31 protein-coding genes are annotated in these 20890 nt (G+C 36.8%); 24 read left to right on the forward strand and 7 right to left on the reverse strand.

What is annotated here, in order from left to right:
* Nucleotides 1–14: 14 nt before the first annotated feature.
* The 22 genes from rpsC (at nt 15) to DKK79_RS00950 (ending at nt 12718) form a co-directional block, all read left to right on the forward strand.
* Nucleotides 15–752 (forward strand): 30S ribosomal protein S3, encoded by a 738-nt coding sequence (rpsC, locus tag DKK79_RS00840; RefSeq protein ID WP_034884234.1) that lies wholly within the window; start codon nt 15–17, stop codon nt 750–752.
* A gap of 12 nt (nt 753–764) precedes the next feature.
* The gene (gene rplP, locus DKK79_RS00845) at nt 765–1175 is read left to right on the forward strand and encodes a 50S ribosomal protein L16 (protein ID WP_025314389.1); all 411 of its coding nucleotides are present in this window, start codon (nt 765–767) and stop codon (nt 1173–1175) included.
* Nucleotides 1176–1367, forward strand: a complete 192-nt coding sequence (gene rpmC, locus DKK79_RS00850; RefSeq protein ID WP_034884233.1) for a 50S ribosomal protein L29 — start codon at nt 1176–1178, stop codon at nt 1365–1367.
* Nucleotide 1368: 1 nt separating this feature from the next.
* The gene (rpsQ, locus tag DKK79_RS00855; RefSeq protein ID WP_025314391.1) at nt 1369–1629 is read left to right on the forward strand and encodes a 30S ribosomal protein S17; all 261 of its coding nucleotides are present in this window, start codon (nt 1369–1371) and stop codon (nt 1627–1629) included.
* A gap of 195 nt (nt 1630–1824) precedes the next feature.
* Entirely contained in the window at nt 1825–2196 is a 372-nt protein-coding gene (gene rplN, locus DKK79_RS00860; protein ID WP_025314392.1) for a 50S ribosomal protein L14, read from the forward strand.
* Between the two features lie 10 nt (nt 2197–2206).
* Nucleotides 2207–2521 carry a 50S ribosomal protein L24 gene (rplX, locus tag DKK79_RS00865; protein WP_034884230.1) on the forward strand — a complete coding sequence of 105 codons (315 nt, stop codon included), beginning with the start codon at nt 2207–2209 and terminating at the stop codon, nt 2519–2521.
* Nucleotides 2522–2538: 17 nt separating this feature from the next.
* Entirely contained in the window at nt 2539–3078 is a 540-nt protein-coding gene (gene rplE / locus DKK79_RS00870) for a 50S ribosomal protein L5 (RefSeq protein ID WP_025314394.1), read from the forward strand.
* Between the two features lie 11 nt (nt 3079–3089).
* A complete protein-coding gene (rpsN, locus tag DKK79_RS00875; protein WP_025314395.1) occupies nt 3090–3395 on the forward strand; it encodes a 30S ribosomal protein S14 in 306 nt (101 codons plus the stop codon).
* Between the two features lie 17 nt (nt 3396–3412).
* The gene (rpsH, locus tag DKK79_RS00880) at nt 3413–3805 is read left to right on the forward strand and encodes a 30S ribosomal protein S8 (protein ID WP_034884228.1); all 393 of its coding nucleotides are present in this window, start codon (nt 3413–3415) and stop codon (nt 3803–3805) included.
* Between the two features lie 11 nt (nt 3806–3816).
* Nucleotides 3817–4350: a 50S ribosomal protein L6 gene (gene rplF / locus DKK79_RS00885; RefSeq protein ID WP_034884226.1), complete on the forward strand. Its 534-nt coding sequence runs from the start codon at nt 3817–3819 to the stop codon at nt 4348–4350.
* Between the two features lie 9 nt (nt 4351–4359).
* Nucleotides 4360–4713, forward strand: coding sequence for a 50S ribosomal protein L18 (gene rplR / locus DKK79_RS00890; RefSeq protein WP_025314398.1), 354 nt, complete (start codon nt 4360–4362; stop codon nt 4711–4713).
* 14 nt (nt 4714–4727) lie between these two features.
* Nucleotides 4728–5228 (forward strand): 30S ribosomal protein S5, encoded by a 501-nt coding sequence (rpsE, locus tag DKK79_RS00895; protein ID WP_034884224.1) that lies wholly within the window; start codon nt 4728–4730, stop codon nt 5226–5228.
* A gap of 6 nt (nt 5229–5234) precedes the next feature.
* On the forward strand, nt 5235–5414 hold the full coding sequence (gene rpmD / locus DKK79_RS00900; protein WP_025314400.1) for a 50S ribosomal protein L30: 180 nt from the start codon (nt 5235–5237) through the stop codon (nt 5412–5414).
* A 5-nt stretch (nt 5415–5419) separates the two neighbouring features.
* Nucleotides 5420–5854, forward strand: a complete 435-nt coding sequence (rplO, locus tag DKK79_RS00905; RefSeq protein ID WP_034884222.1) for a 50S ribosomal protein L15 — start codon at nt 5420–5422, stop codon at nt 5852–5854.
* An 8-nt stretch (nt 5855–5862) separates the two neighbouring features.
* Nucleotides 5863–7200 carry a preprotein translocase subunit SecY gene (gene secY / locus DKK79_RS00910; RefSeq protein WP_034884220.1) on the forward strand — a complete coding sequence of 446 codons (1338 nt, stop codon included), beginning with the start codon at nt 5863–5865 and terminating at the stop codon, nt 7198–7200.
* Nucleotides 7201–7226: 26 nt separating this feature from the next.
* On the forward strand, nt 7227–7340 hold the full coding sequence (gene rpmJ / locus DKK79_RS00915; RefSeq protein WP_034884218.1) for a 50S ribosomal protein L36: 114 nt from the start codon (nt 7227–7229) through the stop codon (nt 7338–7340).
* 170 nt (nt 7341–7510) lie between these two features.
* Nucleotides 7511–7867: a 30S ribosomal protein S13 gene (gene rpsM, locus DKK79_RS00920; protein ID WP_034884217.1), complete on the forward strand. Its 357-nt coding sequence runs from the start codon at nt 7511–7513 to the stop codon at nt 7865–7867.
* 15 nt (nt 7868–7882) lie between these two features.
* Nucleotides 7883–8272: a 30S ribosomal protein S11 gene (gene rpsK / locus DKK79_RS00925; protein ID WP_025314405.1), complete on the forward strand. Its 390-nt coding sequence runs from the start codon at nt 7883–7885 to the stop codon at nt 8270–8272.
* Between the two features lie 46 nt (nt 8273–8318).
* Nucleotides 8319–8939, forward strand: coding sequence for a 30S ribosomal protein S4 (gene rpsD / locus DKK79_RS00930; RefSeq protein WP_034884213.1), 621 nt, complete (start codon nt 8319–8321; stop codon nt 8937–8939).
* A gap of 25 nt (nt 8940–8964) precedes the next feature.
* Nucleotides 8965–9954 carry a DNA-directed RNA polymerase subunit alpha gene (locus DKK79_RS00935; protein ID WP_034884212.1) on the forward strand — a complete coding sequence of 330 codons (990 nt, stop codon included), beginning with the start codon at nt 8965–8967 and terminating at the stop codon, nt 9952–9954.
* A gap of 29 nt (nt 9955–9983) precedes the next feature.
* Nucleotides 9984–10370 (forward strand): 50S ribosomal protein L17, encoded by a 387-nt coding sequence (gene rplQ, locus DKK79_RS00940; protein WP_110422459.1) that lies wholly within the window; start codon nt 9984–9986, stop codon nt 10368–10370.
* A gap of 1718 nt (nt 10371–12088) precedes the next feature.
* Nucleotides 12089–12718: a hypothetical protein gene (locus DKK79_RS00950; RefSeq protein WP_034884209.1), complete on the forward strand. Its 630-nt coding sequence runs from the start codon at nt 12089–12091 to the stop codon at nt 12716–12718.
* Nucleotides 12719–13195: 477 nt separating this feature from the next.
* Here DKK79_RS00950 and DKK79_RS00955 read toward each other — a convergent pair whose 3' ends face one another.
* The 3 genes from DKK79_RS00955 to slyD all read right to left on the reverse strand — a co-directional run bounded on the left by DKK79_RS00955 (nt 13196) and on the right by slyD (nt 14863).
* Entirely contained in the window at nt 13196–13399 is a 204-nt protein-coding gene (locus DKK79_RS00955; protein WP_034884207.1) for a SlyX family protein, read from the reverse strand.
* Nucleotides 13400–13447: 48 nt separating this feature from the next.
* Nucleotides 13448–14119: a RadC family protein gene (radC, locus tag DKK79_RS00960; protein ID WP_034884205.1), complete on the reverse strand. Its 672-nt coding sequence runs from the start codon at nt 14117–14119 to the stop codon at nt 13448–13450.
* Between the two features lie 168 nt (nt 14120–14287).
* Nucleotides 14288–14863, reverse strand: a complete 576-nt coding sequence (gene slyD / locus DKK79_RS00965; protein WP_034885230.1) for a peptidylprolyl isomerase — start codon at nt 14861–14863, stop codon at nt 14288–14290.
* Nucleotides 14864–15135: 272 nt separating this feature from the next.
* Here slyD and ppnP point away from each other — a divergent pair, with 272 nt between their 5' ends.
* Nucleotides 15136–15426: a pyrimidine/purine nucleoside phosphorylase gene (gene ppnP / locus DKK79_RS00970; protein WP_110422462.1), complete on the forward strand. Its 291-nt coding sequence runs from the start codon at nt 15136–15138 to the stop codon at nt 15424–15426.
* Between the two features lie 108 nt (nt 15427–15534).
* Here the strand turns inward: ppnP and fabI are convergent, their stop codons facing one another.
* A complete protein-coding gene (fabI, locus tag DKK79_RS00975) occupies nt 15535–16323 on the reverse strand; it encodes an enoyl-ACP reductase FabI (RefSeq protein WP_034902336.1) in 789 nt (262 codons plus the stop codon).
* Between the two features lie 193 nt (nt 16324–16516).
* On the opposite strand from fabI, the gene tehB reads away from it, so the two are divergent.
* Nucleotides 16517–17377: an SAM-dependent methyltransferase TehB gene (tehB, locus tag DKK79_RS00980; protein WP_110422463.1), complete on the forward strand. Its 861-nt coding sequence runs from the start codon at nt 16517–16519 to the stop codon at nt 17375–17377.
* A gap of 34 nt (nt 17378–17411) precedes the next feature.
* Here tehB and fmt read toward each other — a convergent pair whose 3' ends face one another.
* The 3 genes from fmt to DKK79_RS00995 form a co-directional block, all read right to left on the reverse strand.
* Nucleotides 17412–18377: a methionyl-tRNA formyltransferase gene (gene fmt, locus DKK79_RS00985; RefSeq protein WP_110422464.1), complete on the reverse strand. Its 966-nt coding sequence runs from the start codon at nt 18375–18377 to the stop codon at nt 17412–17414.
* A gap of 127 nt (nt 18378–18504) precedes the next feature.
* Nucleotides 18505–18846 (reverse strand): hypothetical protein, encoded by a 342-nt coding sequence (locus tag DKK79_RS00990; protein ID WP_110422465.1) that lies wholly within the window; start codon nt 18844–18846, stop codon nt 18505–18507.
* Between the two features lie 66 nt (nt 18847–18912).
* Nucleotides 18913–20781: an SLC13 family permease gene (locus DKK79_RS00995; RefSeq protein WP_110422466.1), complete on the reverse strand. Its 1869-nt coding sequence runs from the start codon at nt 20779–20781 to the stop codon at nt 18913–18915.
* Between the last annotated feature and the right edge of the window lie 109 nt (nt 20782–20890).

Genomic DNA, 20890 nt, shown 5'->3' on the forward strand with positions numbered 1-20890 from the left:
GCTGGAGAATAGCAATGGGTCAAAAAGTAAATCCAAATGGTATCCGACTAGGCATCGTCAAGCCTTGGACATCTACATGGTATTCGGGTACAAAGACATTCGCTGATAATTTAGAAAGTGATTTTAGAGTGCGTGAATTCTTGAACAAAGAGTTAGCACAAGCATCAATCTCTAAAATTGTTATCGATCGTTCAGCAGAAACTAACGTTCGCATTACTATTCACACTGCTCGTCCAGGTATTGTGATTGGTAAAAAAGGTGAGGACGTTGAAAAATTACGTAATGCCGTAGCTTCTATTGTCAATAAGTACAAAGACAAAAAAGAGAAACGTGATGTTGCAGTACAAATTAATATTGCTGAAGTTCGTAAACCAGAACTAGACGCAAAATTAGTTGCTGACAGTATTACTTCTCAGTTAGAACGCCGTGTTATGTTCCGTCGCGCAATGAAACGTGCGGTACAAAATGCAATGAAGGCGGGTGCTAAAGGTATCAAAGTTGAAGTAAGTGGTCGTTTAGGCGGCGCTGAAATTGCTCGTAGTGAGTGGTATCGTGAAGGTCGCGTACCATTACATACATTAAGAGCGGACATCGACTATGGTTTATCAGAAGCATTGACAACCTATGGTATTATTGGTGTTAAAGTGTGGATCTTCAAAGGTGAGATCCTTGGTGGTATGGCTGCCGTTGAACAAGCAGAAAAACAACCTGCTGCTCAACCGAAAAAGCAGCGCAAAGGCCGAAAACAATAAGGAGCGTCGCTGATGTTACAACCAAAGCGTACAAAATTCCGTAAAGTGCACAAGGGCCGCAATCGTGGTCTTGCTGTGAGTACTGATGTAAGTTTCGGTACATTCGGTCTTAAGGCTGTGGGTCGTGGTCGTTTGACTGCGCGCCAGATCGAAGCAGCACGTCGTGCAATGACTCGTGCAGTTAAGCGTCAAGGTAAAATCTGGATTCGAGTTTTCCCTGATAAACCTATTACTGAAAAACCACTTGAAGTGCGTATGGGTAAAGGTAAGGGTAACGTTGAATACTGGGTTGCTCAGATTCAACCAGGTAAAGTCCTTTATGAAATGGACGGTGTACCGGAAGAAGTTGCTCGTGAAGCATTTGCGTTGGCAGCTGCAAAACTGCCAATTAAAACCACCTTTGTGATTAAGACGGTGATGTAAATGAAAGCAAAAGAGCTACGCGAAAAAAGCGTTGAAGAGTTAAATACTGAACTTCTTAATTTATTACGTGAGCAATTTAACTTACGTATGCAATTAGCTGGGGGTCAGTTGAAACAAACTCATATGTTAAAACAAGTGCGTCGTAATATTGCACGAGTTAAAACGTTATTAACTGAGAAGGCGGGTGCGTAATATGACTACTGAAGTAAAAATTCGTACTCAGCAAGGTCGTGTTATTAGCGACAAAATGGATAAATCTATTACTGTAGCTATTGAACGTAAAGTGAAGCATCCGTTATATGGTAAGTTCATTAAACGTACGACTAAATTGCATGTACATGATGAAAACAACGAGTGTGGTATTGGTGATACTGTAGAAATTAAAGAGTGTCGTCCATTATCAAAAACCAAATCTTGGACTCTTGTTCGAATCGTTGAAAAAGCAGTTAGCTAATCAAATTTGATTAAAAACTGTACATAATATAATAAACGGCTCACCGGCCGTTTATTTTATGCTATCCATTTTATTTGAGTGGTGTTATACTATGCGCCCTCACGTAAGTGGGTTTTTGGTTGTCTATTCTTATCCATGGTAGTTGAGGTGGATGAAGGTAGATTAGACAATAATTAATTTATACGGAGCATTAAAATGATCCAAGAACAGACTAGGCTCGATGTTGCTGACAACTCTGGCGCACGTAGCGTAATGTGTATCAAGGTTCTCGGTGGATCGCATCGTCGTTATGCAGCGGTTGGTGATATCATCAAAGTTACCATTAAAGAAGCTATTCCACGTGGTAAAGTTAAAAAAGGTGATGTACTTAAAGCTGTAGTGGTGCGCACTAGAAAAGGTGTTCGTCGTCCTGATGGATCTGTCATTCGTTTCGATCGCAATGCTTGTGTTATTTTAAATAATAACAGTGAGCAACCGATTGGTACGCGTATTTTTGGACCGGTCACTCGTGAACTTCGTTCTGAGAAGTTTATGAAGATCATTTCATTAGCACCAGAAGTACTGTAAGGAGCGGGTAATGGCAGCTAAAATCCGTCGAGAAGATGAAGTTATCGTGTTAGCCGGTAAAGATAAAGGTAAACGCGGTAAAGTAAAAAGTGTTTTGTCTACTGGTAAAGTGATTGTTGAAGGTATTAACTTGGTGAAAAAACACCAAAAACCAGTACCTGCATTAAATCAAGAAGGTGGAATTGTTGAGAAAGAAGCGCCAATTAACGTTTCTAACGTAGCAATTTTTAACCAAGATACAGGCAAAGCAGATCGCGTAGGCTTTCGTTTTGAAGATGGAAAAAAAGTCCGTTTTTACAAGTCTACTAATAAATTAATCAATTAAGTAATTTGGAGTGTACGATGGCGAAACTGCATGATTACTACAAAGCACAGGTAGTAAATAAACTGCAAGAACAGTTTGGCTACAAATCTGTCATGCAAGTCCCTCGGATCGAAAAGATCACCTTGAATATGGGTGTGGGTGAAGCAATTACTGATAAGAAATTATTAGATAATGCGGTTGCTGATTTAGCAGCAATCAGTGGTCAAAAACCACTTGTCACTAAAGCACGCAAATCAGTTGCTGGTTTTAAAATCCGTCAAGGGTATCCTATTGGTTGTAAAGTCACTTTACGTGGCGAACGTATGTGGGAATTTTTTGAACGTCTAGTTTATATTGCTCTTCCTCGTACTCGAGATTTTCGTGGTTTAAGCGCAAAATCATTCGATGGTCGTGGTAACTATAGCATGGGTGTTCGTGAACAAATCGTTTTCCCTGAAATCGATTATGATAAAGTTGATCGTGTTCGTGGTTTAGATATCACTATCACAACAACAGCACAATCAGATGAAGAAGGCCGAGCTTTATTATCTGCCTTTAACTTCCCATTTCGTAAGTAAGGTAGGGCATAATGGCTAAACAATCAATGATTGAACGCGATAAGAAACGCGTAAAGCTAGCAGAAAAATATTTTGCAAAGCGTCAAGAATTAAAAGCGATTATCTCTGATCTTAATGCATCAGATGAAGATCGTTGGAATGCAGTGCTTAAATTGCAAACGCTTCCTCGTGATTCTAGTCCATCACGTCAACGTCGTCGTTGTCGTCAAACCGGTCGTCCTCATGGCGTCCTTCGTAAATTTGGTTTAAGCCGTATTAAGGTTCGTGAGTCAGCCATGCGTGGTGAGATTCCTGGTCTTAAAAAGGCAAGTTGGTAATCAGGGGAGTGTTATAGATGAGCATGCAAGATCCTATAGCAGATATGTTGACCCGTATTCGTAACGGTCAAGCTGCGAATAAAGTTGCAGTCACCATGCCTTCCTCTAAGCTAAAAGTGGCAATTGCCAATGTGCTAAAAGAAGAAGGTTATATCGGCGACTATAAAGTAGTTGGTGACACTAAACCAGAATTGGAAATCACTTTAAAATATTTCCAAGGTAAGGCTGTAGTAGAAAGTATTAAACGTGTTAGCCGTCCAGGTTTACGTATTTATAAACGTAAAGATGAATTACCAAAAGTAATGGCTGGATTAGGTATTGCAGTTATTTCTACTTCTAAAGGTGTTATGACTGATCGTGCAGCACGCCAAGCAGGTCTTGGTGGTGAAATTATCTGCTACGTAGCGTAAGGGAGAAAAAAATGTCTCGTGTTGCAAAAGCACCTGTCGTTGTTCCTGCTGGCGTAGAGGTAAAACTCAATGGTCAGGTAATTACGATTAAAGGTAAAAATGGCGAGTTATCTCGCACTATAAATAATGCTGTTGTAATTAATCAAGAAGAAGGTCAAATTAAATTTGCACCTCGTGACGGTTTTGCTGATGCTTGGGCTCAAGCAGGTACAGCTCGTGCATTGATTAATGCAATGGTAATTGGTGTTACTGAAGGTTTTACTAAAAAACTTCAGCTAGTTGGTGTCGGTTATCGTGCACAAGTTAAAGGTAATACAATTGGTTTATCTCTTGGATATTCACATCCAATTGATCATCAATTACCTGCGGGTGTAACAGCTGAATGTCCTTCGCAAACTGAAATCATTCTGAAAAGTGCTGATAAACAGTTAATCGGACAAGTAGCTGCTGATCTCCGTGCTTATCGTCGTCCTGAACCTTATAAAGGTAAAGGTGTTCGTTACGCAGATGAAGTTGTGCGTACTAAAGAAGCTAAGAAAAAGTAAGGTAACACTATGGATAAGAAATCAGCTCGTATCCGTCGTGCAACTAAAGCGCGTCGCAAGATGCATGAACTACTTGCAACTCGCTTAGTAGTTCACCGTACTCCGCGTCATATTTATGCGCAGATTATCGCACCAAACGGATCAGAAGTACTGGCAGCGGCTTCAACATTAGAAAAAGCTATCAGTGAAAGTTTAAAATACACTGGAAACAAAGATGCAGCGGCAGCAGTTGGTAAAGCAATTGCAGAACGCGCATTAGCGAAAGATATCAAAGAAGTTTCTTTTGATCGTTCAGGTTTCCAATATCATGGTCGAGTTCAGGCGCTAGCAGATGCTGCTCGCGAAGCTGGCCTACAGTTCTAAGGTAGGAGTTAAAGATGTCAAACATCGAAAAACAAGCTGGTGAACTGCAGGAAAAACTAATCGCAGTTAACCGAGTTTCTAAAACCGTAAAAGGTGGTCGTATTTTTAGTTTTTCTGCACTAACAGTGGTTGGTGACGGTAATGGCCGCGTTGGTTTTGGATATGGTAAAGCACGTGAAGTGCCAGCAGCAATCCAAAAAGCAATGGAAAAAGCACGTCGTAATATGATCAACGTTGCATTAAATAACGATACTTTACAGCATCCAGTTAAAGGTGCTCACACAGGTTCTCGTGTCTATATGCAACCAGCATCAGAAGGTACTGGTATTATCGCCGGTGGTGCAATGCGTGCTGTATTAGAAGTTGCTGGTGTTCGTAACGTTCTAGCTAAAGCATATGGTTCTACAAACCCAATTAATGTGGTTCGTGCAACGATTGATGGCTTAGAAAATATGAAATCTCCAGAAATGGTTGCTGCTAAGCGTGGTAAAACCATCGAAGAAATTTTGGGGTAATTAACCATGGCAAAGACAATTAAAATTACACAAACTCGTAGTTCTATTGGTCGTCTACCGAAGCATAAAGCAACGTTAGTTGGTCTAGGATTACGTCGCATTGGTCATACTGTTGAACGTGAAGATACACCTGCAATTCGCGGTATGGTAAACCAAGTTTATTACATGGTTAAAGTTGAGGAGTAATAGTAATGCGTTTAAATACTTTATCTCCTGCTGAAGGTTCAAAGCATGCACCTAAACGCGTGGGCCGTGGAATCGGTTCTGGGTTAGGTAAAACTGGTACTCGTGGTATCAAAGGTCAAAAATCTCGTTCAGGTGGCGGCGTTCGTCGTGGCTTTGAAGGTGGTCAAATGCCTTTATATCGTCGTTTACCAAAATTTGGTTTTACCTCACGTAAGGCTATGGTAACAGCGCAAGTTCGTCTTTCAGATTTAATGAAAGTTGAAGGTGATATTGTTGACCTAAATAGCTTAAAAGTTGCTAATGTGATTAATTCACAAATCGAATATGCGAAAATCATGTTATCTGGCGAAGTTACTAAACCTGTAACAATTCGTGGTATTCGAGTAACTAAAGGTGCTAAAGCTGCAATTGAAGCTGCTGGCGGAAAAATTGAGGAATAATTAGAAAGATGGCAAAGCAACCAGGATTAGATTTTCAAAGCACACGAGGCGGTAGCGGTGAGCTTAAAAGACGTTTATTGTTTGTACTTTTAGCGCTTATTGTTTTTCGTCTTGGTTCTTATGTTCCAGTTCCTGGTATTGATACTAAAGCGTTAGCGGAATTACTGGCAAAATCATCTAATGGTATTGTAGGTATGTTCAATATGTTCTCTGGTGGTGCTTTAAGCCGTGCTTCAATTTTTGCTTTAGGGATAATGCCTTATATTTCTTCATCTATTATTGTGCAGTTATTAACGGCTATTAATCCTAAATTAGCAGAATTGAAGAAAGAAGGTGAATCAGGTCGTAAAAAAATCAGCCAGTATACTCGTTATGGCACATTAGCTTTAGCGATAGTACAAGCAGTTGGTATTGCGACGGGTTTACCTAATATTCCTGGTTATGCGGATGTTGTTATTAATCCAGGATTTTCTTTCTACTTTATTGCATCGATTAGCTTAGTTACTGGCACTATGTTTCTTATGTGGTTGGGTGAGCAGATCACAGAACGCGGTGTAGGTAATGGTATTTCTATCATTATCTTTGCTGGTATTGTGGCAAGTCTTCCTCATGCAGTATATGAAACAATTGAACAAGCTCGTTCTGGTTCATTGCATCCGATTTTATTATTAGTCGTCGCAGCATTAGTGGTTGGTGTGACTTACTTTGTCGTTTTTGTTGAACGTGGTCAACGACGTATTGTTGTTAATTACGCGCAAAGACAACAAGGTCGTCGTGTGTATGCTGCACAAAGCACACATTTACCATTAAAGATTAATATGGCGGGTGTTATTCCTGCTATATTTGCTTCAACAATCGTTATGTTACCATCGATGATGGCTTCTTGGTTCCAAGGAAATGGTGAAGGCTGGAGATATATTTTTCTTCTTATCGGACAATATTTCTCTCATGATCAACCGTTATACATAATCTTTTTTGCTGCCGCGATTATTTTCTTCTGTTTCTTCTATACGGCATTGGTTTTCAATCCTAGAGAAACAGCAGATCAATTAAAAAAATCTGGCGCATTTATTCCAGGTATCCGTCCAGGTGAACAAACATCGAAGTATATAGACAAAGTAATGACACGTTTAACGCTAATTGGCGCTATTTACATTACTCTTGTATGTTTGGTACCAATGTTTATGACAAGTGCAATGAAAGTTCCGGTCCAATTTGGTGGAACATCATTATTAATTGTAGTTGTTGTAATCATGGATTTTATGGCACAAGTACAGACTTTAATGATGCCAAATCGTTATGAGTCAGTGTTAAAGAAAGCGAATCTTAAAGGCTACGGCCGATAAGTTAGCCAGAAGTTACGGAGAAAAACATGAAAGTTCGTGCTTCAGTCAAGAAATTATGCAGAAATTGTAAAATCATCAAACGCAATGGCATTGTTCGTGTTATTTGCATTGAAGGTAAACACAAGCAACGTCAAGGTTAATATTATTTAACTGCGAAATTGAACTTTTGCATATTTTACTTGCCAAAGTATAGTAAAGCTGGCTAGAATAGCCAGCCTAAATTTTTTTGTAGATCCACCGTTTGAGTATCCTGAAAACGGGCTTTTCAGTATGGTGGATTTGCTGAACATTAACAATAAAGGAGTGCATAGTGGCCCGTATAGCAGGCATTAACATTCCTGATCAACAACATACTGTGATTGCATTACAAGCAATTTACGGTATCGGTAATACTCGTGCTAAGACAATTTGTGCTGAAGCTGGTATTCCTGAACATGTTAAGATCAGAGAACTATCTGAAGATCAGATTGAGAAGTTACGTGAACAAGTCGCTAAATTCACTGTTGAAGGTGATTTACGTCGTGAAGTAACTATGAGTATCAAGCGTTTATTAGACCTTGGTTGTTATCGTGGTGTGCGTCACCGTCGTGGACTTCCTGTCCGTGGTCAACGCACTAAGACTAACGCTCGTACCCGTAAGGGACCGCGTAAGCCAATCAAGAAATAATTGAGGTGATAATAAATGGCAAAGACACCTGTTCGTACACGTAAACGTGTTAAAAAGCAAGTTTCTGATGGTATAGCTCATATTCATGCATCATTTAACAATACAATCGTAACAATTACCGATCGTCAAGGTAATGCGTTGGGTTGGGCAACCGCTGGTGGTTCTGGTTTCCGCGGCTCTCGTAAGTCAACTCCGTTTGCAGCTCAAGTAGCAGCAGAACGTTGTGCTGAAGCCGTAAAAGACTACGGAATTAAGAATCTGGAAGTTATGGTTAAAGGACCTGGTCCTGGTCGTGAGTCAACAATTCGTGCATTAAATGCAGCGGGTTATCGCATCACTAATATTACTGATGTTACTCCGATTCCTCATAACGGTTGTCGTCCACCAAAGAAACGTCGTGTTTAATTTTTTGTTAAACATTGAATGTTTATAGGATTATTGGAGAAAAAAAATGGCAAGATATTTGGGACCAAAGCTCAAATTAAGTCGTCGTGAAGGTACAGATTTATTCCTTAAATCTGGTGTCCGAGCGGTTGATAGTAAATGTAAATTAGATCAAGCTCCTGGACAACATGGTGCGCGCAAACCGCGTTTATCAGATTATGGTGTTCAGTTACGCGAAAAACAAAAAGTTAGACGTATTTATGGAATTCTAGAACGTCAATTCCGTAATTACTACAAAAATGCAGCACGTATTAAAGGTAACACTGGTGAAAACCTACTTGCTCTTTTAGAACGTCGCTTAGATAACGTTGTTTATCGTATGGGATTTGGTGCAACTCGCGCTGAAGCTCGTCAATTAGTTAGTCATAAAGCTGTTCTTGTTAATGGTCACGTAGTGAATATCGCATCTTACCAAGTTTCACCTGAAGATGTGATTAGTGTTCGTGAGAAATCTAAAAAACAAGCACGTATTAAAGCCGCTTTAGAGTTAGCTGAACAACGTGAAAAACCAACATGGTTAGAAGTTGATGCTAGCAAAATGGAAGGTGTATTTAAACGCTTACCAGAACGTTCAGATTTATCTGCTGACATCAACGAACATTTGATCGTCGAACTTTACTCTAAGTAAAGTTTAGCACTTAAGAGAGGACATAATGCAGGGTTCTGTAACAGAGTTTTTAAAACCTCACCTAGTTGACGTTGTTCAATACAGCCCAACTCATGCAAAAGTGACTTTAGAGCCACTTGAGCGTGGTTTTGGACATACTTTAGGTAATGCACTACGCCGCATTTTATTATCATCTATGCCGGGACATGCAGTAACCGAAGTTGAAATTGACGGTGTTCTGCATGAGTACAGTACTAAAGAAGGCGTTCAAGAAGATGTGCTCGATATTCTGCTTAATTTGAAAAAATTAGCAGTACGTGTACATACTAAAGATGATGTTATGCTGACATTAACTAAATCAGGCGTAGGTGCAGTAACCGCATCAGATATCACTCACGATGGTGATGTTGAAATTGTTAATCCTGATTTAGTGATCTGTCATCTTACTGATGCCAATGCTTCAATTAGTATGCGTATTCGTGTACAACGAGGACGTGGTTATGTCCCTGCTTCTGCTCGCGTTAAGTCAGAAGATGAAGAACGACCAATTGGTCGTCTATTAGTTGATGCATGTTATAGCCCAGTTGAGCGTATCGCCTATTCGGTCGATGCTGCTCGTGTGGAACAACGCACTGACTTAGATAAACTGGTTATTGATATGGAAACCAATGGTACTATCGATCCAGAAGAGTCTATTCGTCGCGCATCAACTATTTTGGCTGAACAACTTGAAGCTTTTGTTGATTTACGAGATGTACGTCAACCAGAAGTCAAAGAAGATAAACCGGAATTTGATCCAATTCTTTTACGTCCAGTAGATGATTTGGAATTAACTGTTCGGTCTGCTAATTGCTTAAAAGCAGAAGCAGTTCATTATATTGGTGATTTAGTGCAACGTACTGAAGTCGAGTTACTTAAAACCCCTAATCTTGGTAAAAAATCACTTACTGAAATTAAGGATGTGCTCGCCTCACGTGGTTTATCTTTAGGCATGCGTCTTGAGAACTGGCCACCAGCAAGTATTGTTGAAGACTAAAATAAAATTTATATAAGAAGGATAAAGTTATGCGCCATCGTAAAAGTGGTCGTCAACTGAACCGAAATAGCAGCCATCGTCAAGCAATGTTTCGTAATATGACAAGTTCATTAGTTGAACATGAAATCATCAAAACAACATTGCCTAAAGCTAAAGAGTTGCGTCGTGTTGTTGAGCCGTTAATTACGTTAGCTAAAAGCGATAGTGTAGCTAATCGCCGTCTGGCTTTCGCTCGTATCCGTGATAAAGATACAGTAAAAAAATTATTTTCTGATTTAGGTCCACGTTTTGCTACCCGTCCAGGTGGTTATGTTCGCATCCTAAAATGTGGTTTCCGTGATGGAGATAATGCTCCAATGGCTTATATCGAATTAGTTGATCGCCCTGCAGTTGAAGCAGAAGCAGCAACTGAATAAATAATAAAGCGTAATATTAAAACCGGCTAATAAGCCGGTTTTTTTATTGTTGAAATTTTTACCGATAATTTTTATATAACTATTCAATTTAAAAGCAATTTCAAGGCATGTTTAAATCATATTCTACATATTTACTCCTAGGTATCATAGGTATAACTTTAACATGTTAAGTTGTAAACAAAATTGTGAATAGAATTTAATGAATTGATTCGATAAATTCAGCTGATGCAAAAATGACAGGTTACTTAGGTCACCAACGTGATTATGCTACTATTGGAGTATAAATAAACGAGGTTGATATATTATAAATAGGTAACAAAAGTACAACTTTGTGATTTAAAATTATTTAATACGATCGCCTCTTGTATCATAGTTCGACTATGAAAAAAATTGATGATGTTTAGTATCTATTTTTTATCTCTAATTTTAAGTTAATATAACTTAAATAAGCTATAAAACTAAAATGTTTATATAAAATGGATAATATTCCGAATTGGCGAGTAATCTGAGAGGTAAATATACATGTTCTACGAGTAAAAATAGTATCGACAGGTATATGCACAATAAAAATAATTCATATGTTTAAGTTGATTAATAATTATTTGGATGTATAAGAACTAAATTTTTGTTGGATATAGCCTCGGATTATTTCAAGTAAAACGATGATGATACTAGACAATGCTTTTTTACTGGAACTTAATAAAATTATAGTAGCTATCGATGCCGATTATTACTACCAGTAAAGGGTCATTCACACAAAATTCAATTTTAAATACCCAGATCTGTTCTGTGATACCTATGTTATATGTGCCAATCTTGATCGAGCTAAAGAAAAAAGAATAGTAGCTTCTTCTTACAAAGTGGTATCCGATCATAGTAGTACCTGCTTTATTGCGAAAGATATTTGGATTCAAAAGTTAACGAAGTCTGTCTATTATGATGAATATAATGATTTGGATGAATATATAGAAAACGCTTTTTAGCCGAATTTACGTTCGACCAATAACATTTTGCTTGCAAATGATTAAACTGATAAAGAGTAAAAAACGGATAGTGCTCGAGGATACAAACCCGAAAAACAAAACTATAACCAAACGCAAGCAACAAAGAAGTAAAACTATGAGTTCAATGGTTGCATTGTTTCTTAATGGTTATAACTGTGATGTTCAACGGCCTTGAACTGGGGGTATTTCTCAGTGTAAGTTCTTCATTATGATAGATGGACAAAAGATTACCAGTTTTGAAGATGATCTACATAAATATTATGATAAGGTATGGTTCAATAGATCCAAAGATGGTAATGCATTCAGTGTATGTTTCGCCAACTTTTTACGACATGAGGATCAGAAGATTTGTCCTTCTTTTTCATCAATGATAAATCAATTGAAAAATCCAACTATAATAACTTCCAGCAGACAACATTGGCAGGCTTAGTAACCGACAAGTTTGTGATATTTATATATTGTCAGTTGTTGTACCAAATCTCGATAAATCAGGTAAATATATCAAAAATGACAACATATAAAAATATTCAAATCTCTTGTAGAGCCATATAGCTAATTAAAATAAATTATGTAAAATAACACATTAATAATCAGTCCGTGCTCTACAGGTATAAAGATGTGTTTTTTTCTTTGTTAGTTATAACTTGTTAATGGAGATTCACATGATTTTAACTATAGTAATATGTTATTTTGCCTCGTAAGTAAGGTGATTACATGAGTGAAATTAAAAATTTAAAAGAATTAAATAAAATTCCTACCTATGCTGTGATAGGCGGAGTTTGTGTTGTTATTTTTCTAATTCAATTAGGCGTTGAGGGGTATGTAAACATCAAAAATATTTATAAAGGAATTGGTATTTCTGGTGGTTTATCTGTTATCTCGATTTTATTAGTTAATATTGTACCGCAAAATTTAAAACATACTTTTGTTTTTTGGAGAGTTAAACAAGTATTACCAGGAAATAGAGTTATAGAGCTTTGCCGTAAAGATGAACGTCTAAATATGAATGATTTGGAAAAGAAATGGAATAAACTTTTTCGGCAGATAATACCTAAGCACGAAAGAAATTCTTTTTGGTATAATAACATTTATAAGAAAACGGAGACCACGATTCAAGTAATGGATGCGCATCAGCATTTTCTATTATTCAGAGATTTGTGTAGTGCGACTTTAGTGATGTTTTTATGTGCTTGTATTTTGAAGATAATCACAATTAATGGGTTATATATAAAATGGGGTGTTCTGATATTTCTTTGTATAATTTCCTTGTTATTATCTGTGATTGCAAGATATTATGGGAATAGAATGGTGACTAGTGCTGTGGCCGCATGTATTAATAAGTAAATTAGTTTGATAAAAAAATAACTAAGAGTATACACCTATACTCTTAGTTGAAATAAGATTACCATAATCTTTTAAATGTATAATTTTCTTATCTGTTAATAGTACCCTTTCCGACTATTCACTCAACCAGTTTTTTGTATATCAAAAAATAATTTATCTGCTATACCTTAGCTTATACATATATAAATTTTTAATTTGTCGCAATGAAATCTATTCATTATTTTTTTCAATAGTCAAAAGAATAATACCGTCCTCTTTTCTGGATAATCAAATTGTGAAATTCATTTATGATACGATCTATTACCGAGCTCTAAAGATTAATTCTCTCTGTCCAAATGATATGATTTAGAGCATTCAGAACTAAGTTTTGGAGCAAGAGCTCAAACCTTTGTCATTAATACCACCGAATCCTAAAAAATGCGTAAAGAATTTTTACTTTTCATTAAATCTAAATCATCGCCCTAAAGAATTTGCGATTTAATAATGCGGCGGTGGTGTTTCTTCTGAAAGATTGGCTATGTTTGAAGCTTGGGTTGCCTGTAATTTTTGAGACAATAACATTAATTGTTCTTTAAGTTTGCTGATATCGGCTTGTAGATTAACCACCATTTTATTTAATTCTTCAATGGTCATCTCTTGAAATGCAACTTTTGTTTCTAATAATTCCAGTTGTTGGTTCATAGTCAGTTTCTTAATGGCTTGTAAGTTTTATATTGTAAGTAAAAGTCATTATAAAATCCATCCTCGTTCGGCAAAAGATACATACTCTCCTTTACCAATGACGAGATGATCGACAATGCGGACATCGATGAGCTCACAGACTTGCTCAATTTTTTTAGTTAATATCCGATCAGCTTGACTTGGTTCAGCTAAGCCCGAAGGATGATTATGAGCTAAAATTAACGCTGCTGCATTGTATTGTAATGCTCGTCTTGCTACTTCTCTTGGATGAACTTCAACACAGTTATACGTTCCGACAAACATCTCTTCAGAATTAATGACGTGATTTTGATTATCTAAAAATATCACCATAAAAATTTCACGATCTTTATCCATTAAACGATTAGCGAGATAGTGATGAGTTAAACTTGGTGATGTAAGATAATTTTCATTGGTCATTTTAACTTTTAAATATCGGTGAGAAAGTTCAACCACCGCCTTTAATTGAGTGTACTTTGCCGTTCCAAGCCCTGGTTTTTTGCAAAACTCATCATGGTTTGCATTTATTAAGTGGTAAAAGGAACCGAATTCATTTAATAGTTTTTGAGATAATTTTAATACTGGTAAATTACGTGTACCTGTACGCAAAAAAAGCGCAAGTAATTCAGCGTCAGAGAGCGTTTCAACCCCGAATTGTAATAATTTTTCTCGGGGCATTAAGGGCATACTTTGTATTGACATAAATAGGAATTCTCATTAAATAAAAATGAGATTATTGATTATATTTTATCCATTAATAACCAGAGAGATAAAAAATTGTGAAATGGTTCGCAAAGATAAAAGATTTTTTACTAAAAAATAAAAAAGCGCTAATCAGCGCTTTTCAAATTATGTGTTATGTAAAAGATATTAATGGCATCCGCAACTGCCGTGACCACCGCCACAACAACCACTTTCTTCCTCATCTTCATGATCGTGTCCATGACCGCCACAACCACAGCCACCATGATCGTGTCCATGGCTATGCGCACCATGAATATGGCCATGAGATATTTCATCAGGTGTCGCTTCACGAATTGCAAGCACTTCAACATTAAAGTTTAAATCCTGACCTGCCAGCATGTGATTGCCATCAATAGTGACGGTATCGCCATCAATAGCTGTGATTTCAACTGGTAATGAACCTTGATCGGTGTCAGCAAAAAAACGCATACCCACTTCAAGTTCATCCACCCCAACAAAAACGTCACGAGGTACGTTTTGTACAAGGGCATCATTAAAGTCACCATAAGGATTAACTAACTCAACGTCAAATTTATCACCAACTTGATGACCTTCTAAAGCATTTTCTAGGTCTTGTAACAAGTTTCCTGCACCTTGTAAATACTCAAGTGGTGCAACTGCAGTGGCTTCATCAACTAATACACCATCTTTAGTACGAACTTTATACGCTAAACTTACCACTGTATTTTTTGCTATTTTCATGTTTTCTCCAACAAACTGTTACTGAGCAAATAATATTAAATTTTAACGGAAAAAAATCCATCTGTATGCTATTTTCTTTGTAATTTAGAAAGTTTTAATATTGTTTTATTATTTGCTGCAAATTTAGTTTAAAGATAGTCTTTGAATCATAAATAATGGTTGGATAGCTAATTGAAATCAATTAAGCTGATAAGGTGATATATTATACAAAACTTCGGTGTAACTTAAATAACACTTTTTACTATATACAAAATGTGAGGAAAGGAGCTTTTATGTTGAAAATTAATGATTATTTTGATGGCAAAGTCAAGTCAATAGGTTTTGAAAATGGCTCTACCGGTAAAGTTTCTATTGGTGTGATGCTGCCCGGTGAATATGTTTTTAACACCAATAATCCAGAGGAAATGACTGTCATTACCGGTTCTCTTAAAGTCTTATTGCCTACGGCAAGTGATTGGCAAATTTTCGAAGCAGGGCAAGTTTTTCATGTAGCCAAAGAGAGCCAATTTGATGTGCAAGTTGTCGAACCGACGGCTTATTTATGTCGATATTTAGCAAAATAGCAATGATATTTAAAATTACACAAAAAAATAATTGTTGAGATGCCGCATTGATGTAATAAAAAGGGCCAATTTTGCAATTAGCCCTTTATTAAAAAATATTTTACTCAATTATTTAAGTTCTAATTCATTCATTGCCGCGATGCTAAATCCACCATCAACATGAATAACTTCACCAGTAATACCTGAAGATAAGTTTGAACATAAAAATGCTGCTGAATTACCAACGTCTTCAATTGTTACTGTACGGCGAATAGGGGTGACTGATTCACAGTGTGATAACATCTTTTTGAAATCTTTGATGCCTGATGCTGCTAAGGTACGAATAGGACCAGCAGAAATTGCATTTACACGAATACCTTCAGGTCCCATAGCATTAGCCATATAACGTACATTTGCTTCTAAAGATGCTTTAGCAAGACCCATCACATTATAGTTAGGAATTGCACGCTCAGCACCTAGGTAAGAAAGGGTAACTAATGCTGAATCAGGATTAAGCATTGAACGACAAGCTTTAGCCATCGCAACAAAGCTATAAGAGCTGATATCGTGGGCAATTGCAAAACCTTCACGTGTTACGGCATTAACATAGTCACCATCTAATTGATCTCCTGGCGCAAAAGCAATAGCGTGTACAAAACCATCAAATTTATCCCAAGTTTTGGCTAACTCAGTAAATAACGATGTGATACTGTCATCATGTGCCACATCGCAAGGTAAAACGATTTTAGAATTAAAATCAGCAGCAAACTCTTCAACGCGGCCTTTTAATTTTTCGCTTTGATAAGTAAAAGCTAATTCAGCGCCTTCACGGTGCATCGCTTTTGCAATACCGTAAGCAATAGAACGATTACTTGCCACGCCGGTAACCAGTATGCGTTTACCAGTTAAAAATCCCATAAATTATTCCTCTAATATTTTTACTATATAGTCTAGAATGTTGATGATTATATGTTGATATAGTTAACTTCGCTACTATAAATTTATTTTTAACTACTTAATTGTCATTTTATTTCTAAAAAAGAAGTTGTTTATTAGGTTAATAGTTGACTATAATACTCAACTATTAAGCGATTTGGTTTGGTACTTTGTGATGAAGAATTTAGTTTGCTATAAAACGTTACCAGTTTGGGATGCCACAACTCTACCGAAAATGTTTTGTGAAAAGCATAATACCCAAGTAGGCACATGGGCCAAATTAAGTATTATTAAAGGTCGTGTGAATTTTGATATGTTAACCGAGTCGGGTGAGATCATTTCTCAGCATGTTTTTGATGTTGAGCATCAACCGCCTTTTATTCAGCCTCAACAATGGCATCGAATAGCTAATGTATCCGATGATTTACAGTGCCAACTGGCTTTTTATTGCCAACCTGAAGATTATACACATAAAAAATATCAAATGACGCAAACCCATTCCGATGTAACAGAAATCTGTCAAATGATTCAAGCCGGAAAAGCGTTAGATTTAGGTTGTGGTTCAGGTCGTAATTCACTCTACTTACAGCTACTTGGTTTTGATGTTGATGCCGTTGATAAGTCAGAGGTGAGTATTAATAATTTACAGCAAATTATTGCCAACGATCATTTAGCGCATATCAAAGCATCTATTTATGATATAAACCAAACAAATTTAACAGGTAATTACGATTTAATTATTTCAACCGTTGTGATGATGTTTTTACAACCTGATAGAATTCCCGATATTATTCACAATATGCAAACGATAACTAAATCAGGCGGTTATAATTTAATTGTTTGTGCTATGTCAACGGATGATTTTCCTTGTACAGTTGGCTTTTCGTTTACGTTTAAAGAGAATGAGCTACGTAATTATTATCAAGATTGGCAGATTATAAAATATAATGAGGATGTTGGCGAATTGCATAAAACGGATATCCATGGCAACCGAATAAAACTCCGTTTTGCGACACTATTCGCCAAAAAACCATAATATTACAGGATGCTTCCTGTAATATATTTTTTTACTATTGGTTATTACCCAGTATTTTACCAACTTCAAACCACGCTTTTCGTGAGTTTAATAAATCTTGGGCTGACATTGGTTTTTTACCTGCTGGTTGTAATACTGTCATATTTAACGCCCCATCGCTAGTGGCAATACAGATGCCTTTTTTATCAACCTGCAAAATGGTGCCGATGGGTTGATTATGTTCAACAGTAATAACTTGAGCTTGCCAAACTTTTACCGGTTCACCATTTACTTCAAAGTAACTAACTGGCCACGGGTTAAATGCCCGCACACATCGTTCCAATTGTTTCGCTGATAAATTCCAATCTAATTTAGCCTCTTGTTTAGATAATTTTTCGGCATAAGTGGCTTGTGATTGTTGTTGCTTTTCAGGTTTAACTTTTCCTTGGTTAATTAATGTTAGCGTATCAAGTAATGCTTGAGGGCCTAATTTAGCCAATTTTTCATATAATGTTGCACTAGTATCATTCGCTTCAATTGGGCAAGCTAATTTATACAGCATATTCCCAGTATCAAGGCCAGCATCCATTTGCATAATGGTGATGCCGGTTTCGCTATCACCAGCCCAACAGGCGCGCTGAATTGGTGCTGCACCTCGCCATCGAGGTAATAAAGAACCGTGAACATTTAAGCATCCTAGTTTTGGTATATCAAGCACAGCTTGAGGTAAAATCAATCCATAAGCAACCACAATCATAATATCAGCATTTAGATCGGCAATAATTTTTTGAATCTCTTCAGTTTTGAGCGTCGTCGGTTGATAAACAGGTATATTGTGTTCGACTGCTAATTGTTTTACTGGGCTAGTTGTTAACTTATTTCCTCGACCTGCCGGTCTATCGGGTTGACTAAAGACAGCAATGACATTATGGCTGGAATCAATCAAAGCTTTTAAATGAGTAGCTGCAAAATCAGGCGTGCCGGCAAAAATAATATTTAAGGGATTTGTTGTTGATGTCATGAGTGATAATATCCATAATCAAAATATAATAGATAGTATACTTCAAATTGTTCTAAGAATCTTTAATCACAAAAGTATACCTTTAATAGATATCACTTTTGTGTTATATAAAAAAATATTACGTAGGTTACAGCGGTAAGTTACGTTGAATCATCGCATTTTTGTAAATTTCATAAGAGTTGGTAAAAAGTTTTTTGATAAAATAATAGTAAAAAAATCCACCAATAATTCCGCCACAAAATATGCCCATAACAACCGCCGCTATGATAATTTTAGATTTATTATCAAGAGTATTTTTCATACCATTATATAATTTGATTAATCTTTCATCTGATGTTTTAACATTATTTATTGATTTTTTAACCATTAATGTATGCAACACTGTTAATATATAAATAAATAAACTAAAACTGCCAATTAGGCATGTCATTATGCCTATAAACATGAAAAATTGTTGAGCATTACTCATTTTCTAACTCCTGTATCTGAATTACTTAATTTAATCAGTTAATTGTAAAATCTATATTTATTTTAATCAAAATGGAAAAAAGATTGGAACTAATGCTATATCAACAGCCATTACCAGAAAAGTTAATGGAACACCAATCTTAACAAAATCACTAAAGCTATATCCTCCAGGCGCGACTACCATTGTTTTGACCGGTGATGAAACAGGAGTAATAAATGAAGCCGATGTTGCTATAGCAACAGTCATTGCAAACGGATAGGGTGAATAACCAAATTTTATCGCTAAATCAATCGCAATGGGGGCAATCAAAATTGCTGTTGCAGTATTGGAAATAAACAATCCTACCGTTGAGCATAACAAAAAGATAAAAGTTAACACGACATAAGGACCAAAGGAGCGTAAATGGATTTCAAGCCATTGTGATATGAGTGAAATCCCTCCCGTTTTATTTAACGCGACCGCGAAAGGCATCATACCAATAATGAGAATTAACGTTGGCCAATGAATCGATTTATAAGCATTGGTCATATCGATACAGCGAGTAGCACCCATTAATAAACAAGCAATAAGTGCCGCAACGACATTTGGGACAAGCCCGGTTACCATTAAAATAATCATTACCGCCAGATTAAATAGTGCCACGAAAGCTTGAGAGCTTGCTGGTGCAACATCATCAATGTCTGACGGATAATCTAATACTACAAAATCACTAGTACGGGTTTGCAGTTTTTGTATTGATCCCCAATCGCCACACACCAAAAGTGTATCACTCATTTCTAACCGTTCTTGGAATAAGTTATTGGTCTCAACCGGTGCATGATTTCGCCAAATTCCAATAACTGTCAGAAAATATTTTTCCCTAAAATCAATTTCATTGAGTGTTTTTCCACATAATGATGATTCTGGTAGTAGTGCGACTTCAGCCATGCCAACTTCTTTGACTTGCTCTGAAAAATATTCACCACGCAGTACTTTTGGCTCAAGATTGTTGGTGGTTAGGAAGGTACGGTAGTCAGCTTCGGAATGCGACATATCCAACAAAAGAATGTCGTTTTCCCGAAATTCGGTACTACCATTAACCGGGATAAGTACTTTTTGAAATTTTCGCCAACGTTCAATACCAATGACATTTACCCCATGTTCACTGCGTAAATGTAACCCATCAATGGTTCGCCCAACAAAAGGTGAGCCGGCAAGAATTTGGGCTCGATGCGCTCGGCCAATTAATTTATAATCTCTAATTAAATCGGTAATTTTACGTCGTTGCGGTTGACTATTGTTGGCGGTAACTTGGTCAGCGGTTAGTAACCAATTACGGGTTAATAAGCAATAACCCACCCCTACAATTAATACTCCTAGGCCAATTGGGGTAATTGAAAAGAAACCAAATTCAGTCAAGGACGCTCGGCTAAGTTCACTATTTACTACTAGGTTTGGCGCTGTGGCGACAAGGGTCATCATGCCACTAATTAGGGCGGCAATACACAGTGGCATCATGAGTTTTTTAACATGAATACCTGTATGGTTAGCAATACTGATAGCGACTGGAATAAAGATTGCAACAACCCCAGTTGAGCTCATGATGGAACCCAATAAAGCCACCCCTAACATAATGAATGTAATTATCCGTATATCATTTTTACCGGCTGCTTTTAAGATATATTCACTCATTTTATAAGAGATGCCTGTTCTGACTAAGCTTTCTCCTATTACAAATAACAGAGCAATGAGAATAATATTGGGATCACTAAATCCCGAAAGTGCTTCAGCTGGGGTTAATACACCAGTAACGGTGATTGCTGCTATCGTCAGTAGCGCAATAATATCCATTCTCAATTTACTGAATGAAAACAATAAAATAGCAGTAAAAAGTAAAAAACAGACAGTAATGAGTGGATAATATTCGATGATATAATTAGGTAAATAAGTAGACATTAATGATAAAAAACTATGCCCAGATGACGAATGTTCCACAAAAGGTAGCTCATGAAGTTGATTGGATTTTCGACATAATACCTTGATTTATTGTAATAGGGAATATTTT

The organism is Gilliamella apicola (genome assembly GCF_003202915.1).
In the GTDB taxonomy this organism is placed as follows: domain Bacteria; phylum Pseudomonadota; class Gammaproteobacteria; order Enterobacterales; family Orbaceae; genus Gilliamella; species Gilliamella apicola_Q.

Coding starts and splice junctions, on each gene's coding strand:
- rpsE (WP_034884224.1), top strand. CDS start 4,728: ATGTCAAACATCGAAAAACAAGCTGGTGAACTGCAGGAAAAACTAATC.
- fabI (WP_034902336.1), bottom strand. CDS start 16,323: ATGGGATTTTTAACTGGTAAACGCATACTGGTTACCGGCGTGGCAAGT.
- DKK79_RS00950 (WP_034884209.1), top strand. CDS start 12,089: ATGAGTGAAATTAAAAATTTAAAAGAATTAAATAAAATTCCTACCTAT.
- rplF (WP_034884226.1), top strand. CDS start 3,817: ATGTCTCGTGTTGCAAAAGCACCTGTCGTTGTTCCTGCTGGCGTAGAG.
- rpsC (WP_034884234.1), top strand. CDS start 15: ATGGGTCAAAAAGTAAATCCAAATGGTATCCGACTAGGCATCGTCAAG.
- rplO (WP_034884222.1), top strand. CDS start 5,420: ATGCGTTTAAATACTTTATCTCCTGCTGAAGGTTCAAAGCATGCACCT.
- secY (WP_034884220.1), top strand. CDS start 5,863: ATGGCAAAGCAACCAGGATTAGATTTTCAAAGCACACGAGGCGGTAGC.
- rpmD (WP_025314400.1), top strand. CDS start 5,235: ATGGCAAAGACAATTAAAATTACACAAACTCGTAGTTCTATTGGTCGT.
- rplR (WP_025314398.1), top strand. CDS start 4,360: ATGGATAAGAAATCAGCTCGTATCCGTCGTGCAACTAAAGCGCGTCGC.
- rplE (WP_025314394.1), top strand. CDS start 2,539: ATGGCGAAACTGCATGATTACTACAAAGCACAGGTAGTAAATAAACTG.
- rplP (WP_025314389.1), top strand. CDS start 765: ATGTTACAACCAAAGCGTACAAAATTCCGTAAAGTGCACAAGGGCCGC.
- tehB (WP_110422463.1), top strand. CDS start 16,517: ATGAAGAATTTAGTTTGCTATAAAACGTTACCAGTTTGGGATGCCACA.
- rpsK (WP_025314405.1), top strand. CDS start 7,883: ATGGCAAAGACACCTGTTCGTACACGTAAACGTGTTAAAAAGCAAGTT.
- rplX (WP_034884230.1), top strand. CDS start 2,207: ATGGCAGCTAAAATCCGTCGAGAAGATGAAGTTATCGTGTTAGCCGGT.
- slyD (WP_034885230.1), bottom strand. CDS start 14,863: ATGAAAATAGCAAAAAATACAGTGGTAAGTTTAGCGTATAAAGTTCGT.
- ppnP (WP_110422462.1), top strand. CDS start 15,136: ATGTTGAAAATTAATGATTATTTTGATGGCAAAGTCAAGTCAATAGGT.
- rpmJ (WP_034884218.1), top strand. CDS start 7,227: ATGAAAGTTCGTGCTTCAGTCAAGAAATTATGCAGAAATTGTAAAATC.
- rpmC (WP_034884233.1), top strand. CDS start 1,176: ATGAAAGCAAAAGAGCTACGCGAAAAAAGCGTTGAAGAGTTAAATACT.
- DKK79_RS00990 (WP_110422465.1), bottom strand. CDS start 18,846: ATGAGTAATGCTCAACAATTTTTCATGTTTATAGGCATAATGACATGC.
- rpsH (WP_034884228.1), top strand. CDS start 3,413: ATGAGCATGCAAGATCCTATAGCAGATATGTTGACCCGTATTCGTAAC.
- rpsQ (WP_025314391.1), top strand. CDS start 1,369: ATGACTACTGAAGTAAAAATTCGTACTCAGCAAGGTCGTGTTATTAGC.
- fmt (WP_110422464.1), bottom strand. CDS start 18,377: ATGACATCAACAACAAATCCCTTAAATATTATTTTTGCCGGCACGCCT.
- DKK79_RS00935 (WP_034884212.1), top strand. CDS start 8,965: ATGCAGGGTTCTGTAACAGAGTTTTTAAAACCTCACCTAGTTGACGTT.
- rplN (WP_025314392.1), top strand. CDS start 1,825: ATGATCCAAGAACAGACTAGGCTCGATGTTGCTGACAACTCTGGCGCA.
- DKK79_RS00995 (WP_110422466.1), bottom strand. CDS start 20,781: ATGTCTACTTATTTACCTAATTATATCATCGAATATTATCCACTCATT.
- rpsD (WP_034884213.1), top strand. CDS start 8,319: ATGGCAAGATATTTGGGACCAAAGCTCAAATTAAGTCGTCGTGAAGGT.
- DKK79_RS00955 (WP_034884207.1), bottom strand. CDS start 13,399: ATGAACCAACAACTGGAATTATTAGAAACAAAAGTTGCATTTCAAGAG.
- rplQ (WP_110422459.1), top strand. CDS start 9,984: ATGCGCCATCGTAAAAGTGGTCGTCAACTGAACCGAAATAGCAGCCAT.
- radC (WP_034884205.1), bottom strand. CDS start 14,119: ATGTCAATACAAAGTATGCCCTTAATGCCCCGAGAAAAATTATTACAA.
- rpsN (WP_025314395.1), top strand. CDS start 3,090: ATGGCTAAACAATCAATGATTGAACGCGATAAGAAACGCGTAAAGCTA.